Genomic DNA, 15,953 nt, shown 5'->3' with positions numbered 1-15,953 from the left:
CTGGAATTGCGGAAGCCGCTCCGGCTCCCGGCCGACCAGACTTCCCGGCACACCAGCCCTCACCCTATCGGGCCAGGTCACGTCAAGACAGTGTCAAGGTCCACCGGACCGGCGCCAAGGAACCGCTAACACGCGCGCCGGCCGCCCCCCGGAGCGGCTTCCTTGGGAGCAGGAACCCTCCCGCGAAGGGGAGTTGGATGGCGAGCGGAGCGCGTCGGCGGCGATGAGTGACGTACGGCCCGGACGACTGAAGGTCTACCTCGGGGCGGCCCCCGGGGTCGGCAAGACCTACCGGATGCTCGACGAGGGGCGCCGCCGTGCCGCGCGGGGGGCGGACGTGGTGGTGGGGTTCGCGGAGTGCCACGGGCGTCCGCGCACCGAGGCGATGCTCGACGGCCTGGAGACCGTCCCGCGCCTGGCCTGCACCTATCGCGGCGGCGGCTTCGAGGAGATGGACCTCGCCGCGGTCCTCGCCCGCCGCCCGCAGGTGGCGATCGTGGACGAGTTCGCCCACAGCAACGTCCCCGGCGACGGCCGCAACGCCAAGCGCTGGCAGGACATCGAGGCCCTGCTCGACGCCGGCATCGACGTGATCAGCGCGCTGAACGTCCAGCACCTGGAGTCCCTCAACGACGTCGTCGAGAAGATCACCGGGGTGCCGCAGCACGAGACGGTGCCGGACGAGGTGGTACGGCGGGCCGGGCAGATCGAGCTGGTGGACATGCCGCCCGAGGGGCTGCGCCGGCGCATGGCGCACGGGAACATCTACACCCCGGAGAAGATCGACGCCGCGCTGGCCAACTACTTCCGGCCCGGCAACCTGACGGCCCTGCGGCAGCTGGCGCTGCTGTGGACGGCCGACCGGGTGGACGAGGCGCTGCAGGAGTACCGCTCGCAGCACGGGATCGGGCGGGTGTGGGAGACCCGGGAGCGGGTGGTGGTCGCGCTGACCGGCGGCCCGGAGGGCGACACGCTGGTACGGCGGGCCGCCCGCATCGCGGACCGGTCCGCCGGCGGCGATCTGCTGGCCGTGCACGTGGCCCGCAGCGACGGCCTCGCCGACGGCGTCTCGCACGCCTCGCTGGCCAGGCAGCGCCGGCTCGTGGAGGACCTCGGCGGCAGCTACCACTCGGTCGTCGGCGACGACGTCGCGACCGCGCTGGTGGAGTTCGCCCGCGCCGAGAACGCCACCCAGCTGGTGCTGGGTACCAGCAGGCGGGGGCGGCTGGCCCGGTTCCTGACCGGGCCCGGCACGGGGGAGACCGTGACCGAGCTGTCCGGCGACATCGACGTGCACCGGGTCACGCATGAGCGTGCCGGGCGCGGCACCCTGCTCCCCTCCCGGCGCCGCACGCTCTCGACGGCCCGGCTGATCGCGGGCCCGGTGGCCGGTCTGGTGCTGCCGGTCCTCCTCACCGCCGTCCTCGCCCAGCTGCGGGGCACGCTGAACCTGACCAGCGAGGCCCTGCTGTTCCTGCTCGCCGTGGTGGGCGTGGCCTGCATAGGCGGGGTCGCCTCCGCGGTGATCGCGTCGGTGACGGCGTCCCTGCTGCTCAACTACTGGTTCATCCCGCCCATCGGCGCCTTCACGCTGGACGACCCGAACGCCCTGCTCGCCCTGGCGGTGTTCGCGGTCGTCGCGGCCACGGTCGCCGCCGTCGTCGACCGGTCCCTGCGCCTGTCGCGCCGCTCCGCCCGGGCGACGGCCGAGGCGGAGACCATGTCGTCCCTGGCCGGCAGCATCGTGCGCGGTGAGGCGACCATCCCGGCCCTGCTGGAGCGGACCCGGGAGACCTTCGGCATGGAGTCGGCGGACCTGGTGGACGAGCCGCCCGACGCGGCGGCAGGGGTGACGGCCGTACCCGCCGGCCCCGGCGCCTTCCTGGTCCTGCGCGGCCGCACCCCCTCCTCCTCCGAGCGGCGGGTGCTCGCCGCGTTCGCCGCGCACGTGGGCTCCGCGGTGGAGCGGGCCCGGCTGGCCGAGGCGGCGGCCGAGGTGGAGCCGGTGAGGGCCGCCGACCGGCTGCGTACGGCGCTGCTGCGGGCCGTCGGCCACGACCTGCGCACGCCGCTGGCCGCCGGGTGGGCCGCCGTCACCTCCCTGCGCAGCCGGGACGTCGCCTTCTGCGAGGAGGACCGCGACGAGCTCCTCGCCACCGCCGACGAGTCCATGGCCAAGCTCAACCGCCTGGTGGAGAACCTGCTCGACCTCAGCCGTCTGGAGGCCGGCGCGCTCACCCTGAACCTGCGGGCCACCTCCTTGGAGGAGGTGCTGCCCATGGCGCTGGCGGACGTGCCGGCGGTCGAGGTGGCGGACGTGGAGGACATGCCGGCGGTGCTGGCCGACCCGCCGCTGCTGGAGCGGGTGATCGCCAACCTGGTCGGCAACGCCGCCCGGCACACCCCGCCCGGGAAGAGGGTGCTGGTCACCGCGAGTGCCCTGGCGGGCCGGGTGGAGCTGCGGGTGGTGGACCGGGGGCCCGGGCTGCCCGCCGACGGGCGGGAGCGGCTCTTCGAGCCCTTCCAGCGGCTCGGCGACACCGACAACACCACGGGCCTGGGCCTCGGCCTCGCCCTGGCGCGCGGACTGACCGAGGCGATGAACGGCACTCTCGGCCCCGAGGACACCCCCGGCGGCGGCCTCACCATGGTGGTGTCGCTGCCCTTCGCGGCACACCCGGCGGGCGCCGAACCGACCGAGCAGAGCATGGGAGGCGCCTGACGGGAGCCGCCCCCGGTTCCCGGCAGCGCGGACGTGGCGGCTGCCCGGTCCGGTCCGGGCCCCGCACGGCTCACTCCAGGCCGGAGACCCGGAACACGGCATGGGCGGTCTCGCGGTCCACGCGCCGGGCGAGGCCGCCCAGGGCGGTCGTGCCGCACCGCAGCGAGCCGTCGGCGGCGGCCTTCCGCGCACCCTCGTCCGGGCGGAACCACAACTGCGGGTTGCGTACCAGGACGTGGGGGTCGATCCCGACGCGGCCGCCCCTCGCGTCCCGCAGCACGAGCCGTGGGGAGACGCCGTCCAGGCAGCGGACCGACACCAGCAGACCGTCCGCACCCGGTGCTCGCGCACCAGCCGGCGCGAGGCCGGCCAGTTCCCGCCCGCGGACACCCGGGCGGGACACAGCACGACGAGGAGCAGCCCGGAGAGGGCGAGCCACGGCGCGGCGCGCCACAGGGCGATCCGGCCGGACCCCCAGTCGATCAGGCCGTACCCGTCAAGATCGCGTCAAGGCGGGCCGGTCGGGCGCGAAGATGCCGCAAGGACCGGTCGGACGCGGTGGGAAGGGGACACAACCTGGGTGCACCCGCGCGCACTTCAGTCCCCGCGCGCGGTCGCAGCACGATAGGAGCACGCGCCATGTCCGTCCTGACCACCGAGCCGGATGCCGTCCCCGCCGGCGAGGAGCCGCCCGATACCGGCGAACGCCACCGGCTGACCGCCGTCACGGGGCTCGCGGCGCTCTCCCTGGACGCGATGGCGTCGGTGGCGTACGGCCCCGAGGCGATCGTGCTGGTCCTGGCCGCGGCGGGCGCGCACGGGCTGGGCTTCACGCTGCCGGTGACGCTGGCCATCGCGGCCCTCCTGGCGGTGCTGGTGGCCTCCTACCGGCAGGTGATCGCGGCCTTCCCGGACGGCGGCGGCTCCTACGCCGTGGCGAAGACGCACCTGGGGGCGCGGACCAGCCTGGTGGCCGCCGCCTCGCTGGTGCTGGACTACGTCCTCAACGTCGCCGTCGCCGTCACGGCCGGCGTGGCGGCCCTGACCTCCGCCTTCCCCGCCCTGTACGACGACCGGCTGTGGCTGTGCCTGGCCGTGCTCGCGCTGGTCACCGGGGTGAACCTGCGGGGGATCGTGGAGTCGGCGAAGGCGTTCATCGTGCCGACGGCCGTCTTCGTGGGCGCGATCTTCGTACTGATCGTGGCGGGCCTGCTGCGGTCGGCTCCGGCGAGTACGGCCACCACGGCCGGGCATGCCTCGGTCGTCGCGGACAACGCCACGAGCGTCGGTGTCCTGCTCCTGCTCAAAGCCTTCGCCTCCGGGTGTTCCGCCCTGACCGGCGTCGAGGCCATCGCCAACGCCGTCCCCTCCTTCCGCGTCCCGCGGGCCCGCCGGGCCCAGCGCGCGGAGGTCGCCCTGGGCGCCGTACTCGCACTGATGCTGATCGGCCTGGCGGTGCTGATCGGCCGCTTCCACCTGCAGCCGGTCGAGGGCGTCACGGTCCTCGCCCAGCTCGCGGACGCCTCCCTCGGCCACAACTGGGCTTTCTACGTCATCCAGTTCGCGACGATGGTCCTGCTGGCGCTGTCCGCGAACACCTCCTTCGGCGGGCTGCCGGTGCTGCTGAAGCTGCTCGCCCGCGACAACTACGCGCCGCACGTCTTCGCCCTGAAGGCCGACCGCCAGGTGCACCGGCACGGCGTTCTGGCGCTCGCCGTGGTCTCGGCCGCGCTACTGGTCTTCTCCGGCGGCGACGCCAACACCCTGGTGCCGATGTTCGCCATCGGTGTGTTCGTCGGCTTCACGATCGCCCAGATCGGCATGGTCCGGCACTGGCGCCTGGAGCGGGGCCCGGGCCGGCGGGGGAAGGCGCTGCTGAACGGCTTCGGGGCGGTGCTGACCGGGGTCGCGACCGTCGTGGTCACGGCGAGCAGGTTCACCGAGGGCGCCTGGCTGATCGTCGTCGCTCTGCCGTTGCTGGTGCTGGGCTTCACCACCGTGCACCGCGCCTACGGCCGGATCGGCGAGCGGCTCGGGCTCGGCCGCATACCCGAGGCCCCGCACCGCGAGCGCTCGCTGGTCGTCGTCCCCGTGGCCGGCCTGTCCCGGCTGACCTCGGAGGCCCTGACGGCGGCCGCCTCCCTCGGCGACGAGGTCCGTGCGGTGACCGTCTGCTACCCGGACCCCGAGGACCGGGCCCAGCTGCACGCCCTGGAGCGGTCCTGGGCCGAGTGGGACCCCGGTGTGCCCCTGGTGCGGCTGTCCTGCACGCGGCGCAGCCTGGGCCGCCCCATCGCCGCGTACGTCCGTGAGGTGGCCGCCGCCGAGCCCGGCACCCGGGTCACCGTGCTGATCCCGGAGGCGGAGCCGGAGCGGCTGTGGCAGCGGCTGCTGCAGAACCAGCGGGGCGCGGTCGTCGCGCACGCCGTGCGGCGGGAGACGGACGCGGTGATCTGCCGGCTGCGGTTCCGGCTGTGAGCCGGGGCACCGACCGTCACGGCGGGCTGCCCACCGGTACGGATCAGGGGTCGTAAGAGACCCGTCAAAGCCGTGAGCGTGGCCGTAAGAGGGTCGTCAACGGGCGACCGGATCAGGCCGGACAGGCGCTTTCCTCGTACACGTCCGTTTCAACCGAACCTCACTCCAGGAGTTCGCGATGGCCGATCTGGCCTTCGTCGTCACCGTGCTCGCGGGTTTCGCGCTGGTGGCACTCGTCGCCAAGGGGGTGACGAAGCTGTGACCGTCGAGAACGTCGTCGGCCTGGTCGTGGCCGTCGCCCTGCTGGGCTATCTCGTCCTCGCCCTGATCTTCCCGGAGAGGTTCTGAGACACGACATGGGTCCCGTACTTGCAGGCGTGCTCCAGCTGATCGCCCTGATAGGCGCGCTGGCACTCGCCTACATCCCGCTCGGCAACTACATGGCCAAGGTCTACTCCTCGCGGGGGCACCTGCGCGTCGAGAAGTGGATCTACAAGGCCATCGGTGCCGACCCCGACACCGAGATGACCTGGCCCGCGTATCTGCGCGGTGTGCTGGCCTTCTCGGCGGTCAGCGTCCTGTTCCTCTACCTGCTGCAGCGGCTGCAGGGCGTGCTGCCCGGCTCGCTGCACTTCTCCGCGGTCAACCCGGCGCAGTCGTTCAACACGGCTGTGTCCTTCGTGACGAACACCAACTGGCAGTCGTACTACGGCGAGCAGACCATGGGTCACGTCGTGCAGACCGCCGGTCTGGCCGTGCAGAACTTCGTCTCGGCGGCCGTCGGCATCGCCGTCGCGGTGGCGCTCGTGCGTGGTTTCGCCCGCTCGCGCACCGGTGAACTGGGCAACTTCTGGGCCGACCTGGTGCGCGGCACGCTGCGCATCCTGGTGCCGGGCGCGGCGATCGCCGCGGTGATCCTGGTCGCCTGCGGTGCCATCCAGAACTTCTCCGGCATCCACGAGGTCGGTCAGTTCATGGGCGGCTCGCAGCAGTGGAACGGCGGCGCGGTCGCCTCGCAGGAGGCCATCAAGGAGCTGGGCACCAACGGCGGCGGCTACTTCAACGCCAACTCCGCCCACCCCTTCGAGAACCCGACGCCCTTCACCAACCTCTTCGAGATCTTCCTGATCCTCGTCATCCCCTTCTCCCTGACCCGCACCTTCGGCGTGATGGTCGGCAGCGTGAAGCAGGGCTACGCGATCCTCGCCACGATGTTCACCATCTGGCTGGGCTTCACCGCGCTGATGATGTGGACCGAGTTCGCCCACCACGGCCCGGCGCTCCAGGCGGCCGGCGGGGCGATGGAGGGCAAGGAGGTCCGCTTCGGTGTCGGCGGCTCGTCGATCTTCGCGGTGGCGACCACGCTCACCTCGACGGGTGCGGTGGACTCCTTCCACTCCTCCTTCACCGGACTCGGCGGCGGCATCACCATGCTGAGCATGATGCTGGGCGAGATCACGCCCGGCGGCACCGGCTCGGGGCTCTACGGCATCCTGATCATGGCGGTCATCGCGGTGTTCATCGCCGGCCTGATGGTCGGCCGTACGCCCGAGTACCTGGGCAAGAAGATCGGCGGCCGCGAGATGAAGCTCGCCGCCTGCTACATCCTCATCACCCCCGCCCTGGTGCTGGTGTTCACGGCCGCCTCGATGGCCCTGTCGACCCCGCCGCACTCGATGCTCAACTCCGGTGCGCACGGGTTCTCCGAGGTGCTGTACGCGTTCACCTCCGCGTCGAACAACAACGGTTCGGCCTTCGCCGGTCTGAACGCGAACACCGACTGGTACAACACCATGACCGGGCTCGCGATGCTGCTGGGCCGCTTCCTGCCGATGGTGTTCGTGCTGGCGCTGGCCGGCTCGCTTGCCGAGCAGAAGCCGGTACCGGTGACCGCCGGCACCCTGCGCACCGAGAAGCCGCTGTTCACCGGCCTGCTCGTGGGCGCGATCCTGATCATCACCGGTCTGACGTACTTCCCGGCGCTGGCGCTGGGCCCGCTGGCCGAGGGGCTGGCGTCATGACGACCGACATCAAGAAGCAAGAGGACTCCATGTCCACTCCCACCCTTGCGCCCCACCAGGACGCGCCGACCGGGCACAAGCCCGACGAGGGCCGTGTCGGAGCGGGCCTCTTCGAGCCCAGGCAGCTGCTGAAGTCCCTGCCGGAAGCCTGCCGCAAGCTCGACCCGCGGGTGATGGTCAAGTCCCCCGTGATGTTCGTGGTGTGGATCGGCTCCGTGCTGACCACGGTCTTCTCCTTCCAGCACCCGGGTGACTGGTTCGGCTGGACCATCAGCGCCTGGCTGTGGCTGACGGTGATCTTCGCCAACCTGGCGGAGGCCGTGGCCGAGGGCCGCGGCAAGGCGCAGGCCGACACCCTGCGCAAGGCCAAGACCGACACCGTCGCCCGGCGGCTCCTCGCGGACGGCTCCGAGGAGCAGGTCCCCGGCACCGCGCTGACCATCGGCGACCTGGTGGTCTGCGAGGCCGGGGACGTCATCCCCGGTGACGGTGACGTCGTCGAGGGTGTCGCCTCGGTGGACGAGTCGGCGATCACCGGTGAGTCCGCTCCGGTGATCCGTGAGTCCGGCGGCGACCGCAGCGCCGTCACGGGCGGTACGAAGGTGCTGTCCGACCGGATCGTCATCAAGATCACGACGAAGCCCGGTGAGACCTTCATCGACCGGATGATCAACCTGGTCGAGGGCGCCGCCCGGCAGAAGACGCCCAACGAGATCGCGCTGAACATCCTGCTCGCCTCGCTGACCATCGTCTTCCTGCTGGCGGTCGCGACCCTGCCGCCGTTCGCCGACTTCGCCTTCAAGAACGTCGGCAGCCACGAGCACCTGACGATGGTGGTGCTGGTGGCCCTGCTGGTCTGCCTGATCCCGACCACGATCGGCGCCCTGCTGTCCGCGATCGGCATCGCGGGCATGGACCGGCTGGTGCAGCGCAATGTGCTGGCCATGTCCGGGCGTGCGGTCGAGGCCGCCGGTGACGTCTCCACCCTGCTGCTGGACAAGACCGGCACCATCACCCTCGGCAACCGCCAGGCCGCCGAGTTCGTGCCGGTCAAGGGCACCACCGAGGCGGAGGTCGCCGACGCGGCCCAGCTGTCCTCGCTGGCCGACGAGACGCCCGAGGGCCGCTCGATCGTCGTCCTCGCCAAGGAGAAGTACGGGCTGCGCGAGCGGCACCAGGGCGAGCTGGCCGGCGCCGAGTGGATCGAGTTCACCGCCCAGACCCGCATGTCGGGTGTGGACGTCGACGGCCGGAAGATCCGCAAGGGCGCCACCGCATCGGTCATCGCCTGGGTCGAGGAGCAGGGCGGCACGGTCGCCGAGGACGCGGACGGCATGGCCAACCGCATCTCCGAGGCAGGCGGCACCCCGCTGCTGGTCGCCGTCCACGACGACGAGGGCGCCCGCGTCCTGGGTGTCATCCACCTGAAGGACGTCGTCAAGGAGGGCATGCGGGAGCGGTTCGAGGAACTGCGCCGCATGGGCATCAAGACCGTCATGATCACGGGTGACAACCCGCTGACCGCGAAGGCGATCGCCGAGGAGGCGGGCGTCGACGACCTCCTCGCCGAGGCCACTCCCGAGGACAAGATGGCCCTCATCAAGCGGGAGCAGGCCGGCGGCAAGCTGGTCGCGATGACCGGTGACGGCACCAACGACGCCCCGGCGCTGGCCCAGGCGGACGTCGGCGTGGCGATGAACACCGGTACGTCGGCCGCCAAGGAGGCCGGCAACATGGTCGACCTCGACTCCAACCCGACCAAGCTGATCGAGATCGTGGAGATCGGCAAGCAGCTGCTGATCACCCGGGGTGCGCTGACGACGTTCTCCATCGCCAACGACGTCGCGAAGTACTTCGCGATCATCCCGGCGCTGTTCGCGGCGGTCTACCCGGGCCTGGACAAGCTGAACATCATGCACCTGTCCTCGCCCGACTCCGCGATCCTGTCGGCCGTCGTCTTCAATGCGCTGATCATCATCGCCCTGGTTCCGCTGTCCCTGAAGGGCGTGCGCTACCGGCCGATGAGCGCCGACAAGATGCTGCGGCGCAACCTCGGGATCTACGGCATCGGCGGCCTGGTCGCGCCCTTCATCGGCATCAAGATCATCGACATGCTCATCTCCCTCATTCCCGGAATCGGCCGATAGCCATGAACAACTCCGTGACCAACACCGTCCGGTTGCTCGGGGCGGGCCTCAGGGCTCTCCTCGTGCTGACCCTGGTGACGGGCGTCATCTACCCGCTGGTCGTCACCGGCATCGCCCAGGGGCTGTTCGGCAACAAGGCGAACGGCTCCGAGATCAAGGCGGACGGCAAGGTGGTCGGCTCGTCGCTGATCGGGCAGTCGTACAACCTGCCGCTGAAGAAGGGCCAGGAGACCCCGGACCCCGACCTGAAGTGGTTCCAGGGCCGCCCGGCCAACGGCCTCGGCGCGAACAGCGTCAACACGCGGTACAAGCTGATCCTGTCGGGTGCCACCAACCTGTCCGCCGACAGCAAGGTGCTGATCAAGCAGGTCGGGGACGCCAAGGCGGCCGTGATCAAGGACAACTCGGTCCCCGGCTACACCGTGAAGCCGGCCGACGTCCCCGCCGACGCCGTCACCTCCTCCGGTTCCGGACTGGACCCGGCCATCTCCCCGGAGTACGCCGAACTCCAGGTCCACCGCGTCGCCGCGAAGAACGGCCTGCCGGTCGACCGGGTCGAGAAGCTGGTCAAGGACCACACCACCGGCCGCACCCTCGGCTTCATCGGCGAGCCGCGGGTGAACGTCCTGGAGCTCAACATCGCGCTCAAGGACCTCGTGGCGAAGAAGTGACCGCCTTACGCGATTCGCGACGGGAGCCGGCGCCCGAGGGCGCCGGCTCCCGCGGGCATGACAGGAGACACACACCCATGACCAGGGTGCTCGTGGTGGAGGACGACCCGCAGCTGGTACGGGCCCTCGTCATCAACTTGCAGGCACGTCACTACGGCGTGGACGCCGCCCCCGACGGCGCCACGGCCCTCCGGCTCGCCGCCTCGCGTCAGCCCGACGTGGTGCTGCTGGACCTCGGCCTGCCCGACATGGACGGCGTCGACATCATCAAGGGCCTGCGGGGCTGGAGCCGCGTTCCGGTCCTGGTGCTGTCCGCCCGGCAGGCCTCCGACGAGAAGGTGGCCGCGCTCGACGCCGGCGCCGACGACTACATCACCAAGCCGTTCAGCATGGACGAGCTGCTCGCCCGGCTGCGGGCCGCCGTCCGCCGCACCGAGGACACCCCGCTGGTCCCCGAGACCACACTCGTCGAGACCGAGCACTTCACCCTGGACCTGCTCGCCAAGAAGGCCGTACGGAACGGGCGGGAGGTCCGGCTGACCCCGACCGAGTGGCACCTGCTGGAGATCCTGGTCACCAACCCGGGCCGGCTGATCACCCAGAAACAGCTGCTCCAGGAGGTCTGGGGCGTCTCGCAGAGCAACAAGACCAACTATCTGCGGGTCTACATGGCCCAGCTGCGCCGCAAGCTGGAGTCGGACCCCTCCCAGCCCCGCTATCTGATCACCGAGCCCGGCATGGGCTACCGCTTCGAGGGATGACATGGCACGTGGCAGGCTCCGGATCTACCTCGGCGCGGCACCCGGCGTCGGCAAGACCTACGCGATGCTGTCCGAGGCACACCGCCGTATCGAGCGGGGCACCGACTGCGTGGTCGCGTTCGTGGAACACCATCACCGGCCGCGCACCGAGGTGATGCTGCACGGCCTGGAACAGGTGCCGCGCCGGGAACTCACCTACCGGGGCAGCGTCTTCACCGAGATGGACGTGGACGCCGTCCTCGTGCGCCGCCCCCAGGTGGCGCTCGTCGACGAACTGCCCCACACCAACATCCCCGGCTCGCGCAACGCCAAGCGCTGGCAGGACGTCGAGGAACTGCTCGCCGCCGGGATCGACGTGATCTCGACCGTCAACATCCAGCACCTGGAGTCGCTCGGCGACGTGGTCGAGTCGATCACCGGGGTGCGGCAGCAGGAGACCGTCCCGGACGAGGTCGTACGCCGCGCGGACCAGATCGAGCTGGTCGACATGTCCCCGCAGGCCCTGCGCCGCCGCATGGCGCACGGCAACATCTACCAGCCGGACAAGGTCGACGCGGCCCTGTCCAACTACTTCCGCCCCGGCAACCTGACCGCCCTGCGCGAGCTGGCGCTGCTGTGGGTGGCGGACCGGGTCGACGAGTACCTGAACGAGTACCGGCGCGAGCACCGGGTGTCGGCCATCTGGGGCTCGCGGGAGCGGATCGTGGTCGGCCTGACCGGCGGACCGGAGGGCCGGACCCTGATACGGCGTGCCGCGCGCCTGGCGGAGAAGGGCGCCGGCGGCGAGGTGCTGGCCGTCTACATCTCCCGCAGCGACGGACTGACCTCGGCCTCCCCGAAGGAACTCGCCGACCAGCGCACCCTCGTGGAGGACCTGGGCGGCACCTTCCACCACGTCGTCGGCGACGACATACCGGCCGCCCTGCTCGACTTCGCGCGGGGCGTGAACGCCACCCAGATCGTCCTGGGCGTCTCCCGCCGCCGCAGCTGGCAGTACGTCTTCGGGCCGGGCGTCGGTGCCACGGTCGCCCGCGAGTCCGGTCCCGACCTCGACGTCCACCTCATCACGCACGACGAGGCGGGCAAGGGCCGCGGACTGCCGGTGGCGCGCGGCGCCCGCCTCGGCCGCTCCCGGGTGATCTGGGGCTGGGCCGTGGGCGTGCTGGGCCCCGCCCTGCTCACCTGGCTCCTCACCAGCACCACCCCGGACGTCGGCCTCGCCAACGACATGCTGCTGTTCCTCACCCTGACGGTGGCGGCGGCCCTGCTCGGCGGGCTCTTCCCGGCGCTGGCCTCCGCGGTGGTCGGCTCCCTGTTGCTCAACTGGTACTTCACCCCGCCCGTCCACACCCTGACGATCGCCGACCCGAAGAACATCGTCGCCATCGCGATCTTCGTCGGGGTCGCCGTGTCCGTGGCCTCGGTGGTGGACCTCGCCGCCCGGCGCACCCACCAGGCCGCCCGGCTGCGCGCCGAGTCGGAGATCCTCTCCTTCCTCGCGGGCAACGTCCTGCGCGGCGAGACCACTCTGGAGGCGCTGCTGGAACGCGTCCGCGAGACCTTCGGCATGGAGTCGGTGGCCCTGCTGGAGCGCACCGGCGAGACCGCTCCCTGGACCTGCGCCGGCAGCGTGGGGCCGAGGCCGGCGGAGATCCCGGAGGACGCGGACGTCGACGTGCCCGTCGGCGACCACATGGCGCTGTCCCTGCGCGGCCGGGTGCTGCCCGCCGCCGACCGCCGGGTGCTGGCCGCGTTCGCCGCGCAGGCCGCCGTCGTGCTGGACCGGCAGCGGCTGCAGAGCGAGGCCGGCCGGGCGAAGGAACTGGCCGAGGGCAACCGCATCCGCACCGCCCTGCTGGCCGCCGTGAGCCACGACCTGCGCACCCCGCTGGCCGGCATCAAGGCCGCGGTGACCTCGCTCAGGTCGGACGACGTCGAGTGGTCCGCGCAGGACCGGGCGGAGCTGCTGCAGGCCATCGAGGAGGGCGCGGACAGGCTCGACCACCTGGTCGGCAACCTGCTCGACATGTCCCGCCTGCAGACCGGCACGGTGGTGCCCATCATCCGCGAGACCGACCTCGACGAGGTCGTGCCCATGGCGCTCGGCGGGGTGCCCGAGGACAGCGTGGAACTGGACATCCCCGAGTCGCTGCCGATGGTGTACGTCGACCGGGGCCTGCTGGAGCGGGCGGTCGCCAACGTCGTGGAGAACGCCGTCAAGTACAGCCCGCCGGGGCAGCGGGTCCTGGTCTCCGCGAGCGCCCTCGCCGACCGGGTCGAGGTGCGGGTCGTGGACCGCGGGCCGGGTGTTCCGGACGAGGCCAAGGACCGCATCTTCGAACCCTTCCAGCGGTACGGGGACGCTCCGCGCGGGGTCGGCGTCGGGCTCGGCCTCGCCGTCGCCCGGGGCTTCGCGGAGGCGGTCGGCGGAGCACTGGCCGCCGAGGACACGCCGGGTGGCGGGCTCACGATGGTGCTCGCCGTGCCGACGGCGCCGGATCGCCTGCCTGTGGCCATGACCTGACCTCAGGTTCGGGGGGCTTGCCGTGTTCGGCCGGCTGCGCAGCCCCCCGACGTCCTCAGGACTCCGGCGGCACCATGTGCAACTCCCGCTCCAGATGCCCCGTGTTCAGCCGCAGCCCCCAGGCGTTGCGCCGGTGTACCGCCGCCAGTTCCGCCTGCAGCGGTGACGGCGGGACCGCGAGCACGGGACACATGGCGTGGGCCAGGCAGTGGCGGCCGACCGACGGCCACAGTGCCCGGCGCAGCCGGCCCCGCTGTCCGGCGCCGACGACGAGCAGGTCGTCGTGCCGGTCGGCGGTCCGCACCAGCGCCGGTCCGGGGGCGCCCCGCACGACGAGCGCCTGCCCGGGCAGCCCGGTGTCCGTGCTGCCGAACACCTCGCGCAGGGCTCTGACGAGCCGCTCGCACGCCAGCCGTTCCCATTCCTCGGCCATGGGGGCCGAGGACGGGAACCTGCGGGCGAGGGCGTCCCCCTCCGGCGGCTCCCACGCCAGCACCGGCCAGAGCTCGGCTCCCCGGCTCCCGGCCTCGTACGCGGCCCGGCCCAGGGCGGTCGCTCCGCCCAGTGAGCCGCTGACTCCCACCACGACCCGGGCGGCCGAAGGCGGGCGGTACTCGGACATGGGCTCCTCCTTGGAAATCCCCTCCATCACACCTCTCGCCGGAGCCCTCGAACAGGGCGTACGCCTGTTCCTGACACCCTTCTGACGGCCCTTCGCTGCTCGTTCACCTGCGGCGTCAGCATGCCGTCAAGGCCCGCCGGATCGCCGTCAGCGTCACGTCAGGGCTCGTCCCGGTACCCCCGGCACCGGGCATACCGTCGACACCGCGCCCCGGTCCGCCTCCCCGCGTCCGGGGCTTCCAGAACCTCGCTCACTGCCTTCCGGGAGGCACCCCATGGCAGAACTCCGCTACGGCGAAGACCCCGAGCCCTCCGATCCGTTCCCGGCCGGACCCCTGTACGTCCCGGTCCGGCCGGGTCCCGCCGGGTGTGCGGCCCGGCTCTTCCGCACACCGCTCGGCGACCGTACGGCCGTCGGTTTCACCTCCGCCCGGCGGCTGGCCGCCGTCCTCGGCGCCGACCAGGCCTGGATCCGCCTCGCCGAGCCGGCCCTGCGCGCCCTGACCGTCCCGCTGGGCGTCACCCACCTCACGGTGGACCCCCAGTTCACCGCGCCCGCTCCCGGGCCGGTGTCCGCCCCGGCACCCGTTTTCGCAGCCTGAGAGGGGAGGACGACGATGACCACGGTCCACGAACCCGCCACCGCCGCCGACCTGTTGGTGTGGCCCGCCTCCGCCGCCGAACCGGTCCGCGGCGACCTCACCGTGGGCGGCGTACCGCTCGCCGAGGTCGCCGGCCGCTTCGGCACCCCCGTCTACGTCCTGGACGAGGCCGAGGTCCGCGACCGCTGCCGTACCTACCGGGACGCCTTCCCGGACGCCGAAGTCCTGTACGCGGCGAAGGCGTTCCTGTGCCGGGCCATGGCCCACTGGACGGCCGAGGAGGGCCTCGGCCTGGACGTCTGCTCCGCCGGTGAACTCGAACTCGCCGTCACCACCGGCTTTCCGCCCGAGCGCATCGTGCTGCACGGCAACGCCAAGTCCCCGCACGACCTGGACGCCGCCCTGCGCCTCGGCGTGGGCCGGGTCGTCATCGACAGCCCCGCCGAGATCGCGCGGCTCGCCGCCGCCGTCGGGCCGGACGGCCACCAGAGGGTCATGGTCCGTGTCGTGCCCGGGATCAGCGCGGGCGGCCACGAGAAGATCCGCACCGGCACCGACGACCAGAAGTTCGGCCTGTCCATCGCCGACGGCCACGCCCAGTACGCCATCGCCCGCATACTCGACCAGCCACAGCTCGAACTCACCGGCCTGCACTGCCACCTGGGCTCGCAGATCACCAGCGTCAAGCCGTACCTCGTCGCCGTACGCCGCATGGTCGGGCTGATGGCCCGCCTGTACGAGCAGCACGGCCTGGTCCTGCCCGAACTCGACCTCGGCGGCGGCCACGGCATCGCCTACCGCCCCGGCGAGGCGGCTCTCGACCTCACCGCACTGGCCCGCAAGGTCCGCGCCGAACTCGCCGACTCCTGCGCCACGGCCGGACTCCCCCTCCCGCGCCTGATCATCGAGCCCGGCCGGGCGATCGCGGGCCCCGCCGGGATCGCGCTGTACCGCGTACTGTCCGTGAAACACACGGGCGGCCACGTCTTCGTGGCGGTCGACGGCGGCATGAGCGACAACCCGCGACCGGCCCTGTACGGCGTCCGGTACGCACCGCGCCTGATCGGCCGCCCCGGTTCGGCGGAGCGCGCCCGGGTCACCGTGGTGGGCCGGCACTGCGAGGCGGGGGACGTCCTGGCCGCCGACGTCGAACTGCCCGCCGACACCCGTCCCGGTGACCTGCTCGCCGTCCCGGTGGCCGGTGCCTATCACCTGTCCATGGCCTCCGGCTACAACCTGGTCGGCCGCCCGCCCGTGGTCGCCGTACGCGACGGCCTCGCCCGCCTCCTGGTCCGCCGCGAGTCCCTGGAGGACATCCGGGGCCGGGACGTGGGCCTGTAGCCGACCGCCGCGGCACACCGGAGCGGACCTGCCGGTCTCCCCGGGCAAGTACATCGTCGGCTGGT

12 protein-coding genes are annotated in these 15,953 nt (G+C 72.1%); 10 read left to right on the top strand and 2 right to left on the bottom strand.

Annotation, left to right across the window (positions count from 1 at the left end; genetic code table 11):
* The first annotated feature begins 223 nt into the window (after positions 1 to 223).
* Positions 224 to 2,722 carry an ATP-binding protein gene (locus LMU33_RS17610; protein WP_228621335.1) on the top strand — a complete coding sequence of 833 codons (2,499 nt, stop codon included), beginning with the start codon at positions 224 to 226 and terminating at the stop codon, positions 2,720 to 2,722.
* A gap of 70 nt (positions 2,723 to 2,792) precedes the next feature.
* On the opposite strand, the gene LMU33_RS17605 is transcribed toward LMU33_RS17610, so the two are convergent.
* Entirely contained in the window at positions 2,793 to 3,125 is a 333-nt protein-coding gene (locus tag LMU33_RS17605) for a hypothetical protein (RefSeq protein WP_308280790.1), read from the bottom strand.
* A gap of 236 nt (positions 3,126 to 3,361) precedes the next feature.
* Between LMU33_RS17605 and LMU33_RS17600 the strand changes: the two genes are divergently transcribed.
* The 7 genes from LMU33_RS17600 to LMU33_RS17570 all read left to right on the top strand — a co-directional run bounded on the left by LMU33_RS17600 (position 3,362) and on the right by LMU33_RS17570 (position 13,324).
* The gene (locus LMU33_RS17600; protein WP_228621334.1) at positions 3,362 to 5,200 is read left to right on the top strand and encodes an APC family permease; all 1,839 of its coding nucleotides are present in this window, start codon (positions 3,362 to 3,364) and stop codon (positions 5,198 to 5,200) included.
* Positions 5,201 to 5,458: 258 nt separating this feature from the next.
* Entirely contained in the window at positions 5,459 to 5,548 is a 90-nt protein-coding gene (gene kdpF / locus LMU33_RS17595) for a K(+)-transporting ATPase subunit F (RefSeq protein WP_037770757.1), read from the top strand.
* Positions 5,549 to 5,556: 8 nt separating this feature from the next.
* Positions 5,557 to 7,221, top strand: a complete 1,665-nt coding sequence (gene kdpA, locus LMU33_RS17590; protein ID WP_228621333.1) for a potassium-transporting ATPase subunit KdpA — start codon at positions 5,557 to 5,559, stop codon at positions 7,219 to 7,221.
* Complete coding sequence (gene kdpB, locus LMU33_RS17585) at positions 7,218 to 9,368, top strand: potassium-transporting ATPase subunit KdpB (RefSeq protein WP_228621332.1); 2,151 nt, start codon at positions 7,218 to 7,220, stop codon at positions 9,366 to 9,368. Before kdpA ends, kdpB begins: the two co-directional genes overlap by 4 nt.
* Positions 9,369 to 9,370: 2 nt before the next feature.
* Positions 9,371 to 10,039 (top strand): potassium-transporting ATPase subunit C, encoded by a 669-nt coding sequence (locus LMU33_RS17580; RefSeq protein WP_228621331.1) that lies wholly within the window; start codon positions 9,371 to 9,373, stop codon positions 10,037 to 10,039.
* A 77-nt stretch (positions 10,040 to 10,116) separates the two neighbouring features.
* Complete coding sequence (locus tag LMU33_RS17575) at positions 10,117 to 10,800, top strand: response regulator (RefSeq protein ID WP_228621330.1); 684 nt, start codon at positions 10,117 to 10,119, stop codon at positions 10,798 to 10,800.
* A gap of 1 nt (position 10,801) precedes the next feature.
* The gene (locus LMU33_RS17570) at positions 10,802 to 13,324 is read left to right on the top strand and encodes a DUF4118 domain-containing protein (RefSeq protein WP_228621329.1); all 2,523 of its coding nucleotides are present in this window, start codon (positions 10,802 to 10,804) and stop codon (positions 13,322 to 13,324) included.
* A 55-nt stretch (positions 13,325 to 13,379) separates the two neighbouring features.
* Here the strand turns inward: LMU33_RS17570 and LMU33_RS17565 are convergent, their stop codons facing one another.
* Positions 13,380 to 13,946, bottom strand: a complete 567-nt coding sequence (locus tag LMU33_RS17565; RefSeq protein WP_228621328.1) for a universal stress protein — start codon at positions 13,944 to 13,946, stop codon at positions 13,380 to 13,382.
* A gap of 274 nt (positions 13,947 to 14,220) precedes the next feature.
* Between LMU33_RS17565 and LMU33_RS17560 the strand changes: the two genes are divergently transcribed.
* Both LMU33_RS17560 and lysA read left to right on the top strand, forming a co-directional pair.
* Positions 14,221 to 14,547 (top strand): SAV_915 family protein, encoded by a 327-nt coding sequence (locus LMU33_RS17560; RefSeq protein WP_228621327.1) that lies wholly within the window; start codon positions 14,221 to 14,223, stop codon positions 14,545 to 14,547.
* 15 nt (positions 14,548 to 14,562) lie between these two features.
* Positions 14,563 to 15,888, top strand: coding sequence for a diaminopimelate decarboxylase (lysA, locus tag LMU33_RS17555; RefSeq protein ID WP_228621326.1), 1,326 nt, complete (start codon positions 14,563 to 14,565; stop codon positions 15,886 to 15,888).
* The last annotated feature ends 65 nt before the right edge of the window (positions 15,889 to 15,953 follow it).

This window comes from Streptomyces barringtoniae (assembly GCF_020819595.1).
GTDB classification, from domain to species: Bacteria; Actinomycetota; Actinomycetes; order Streptomycetales; family Streptomycetaceae; genus Streptomyces; species Streptomyces barringtoniae.
Note: the sequence above shows the minus strand (reverse complement) of the source record. Positions and strands in the feature narration are given on the sequence as shown.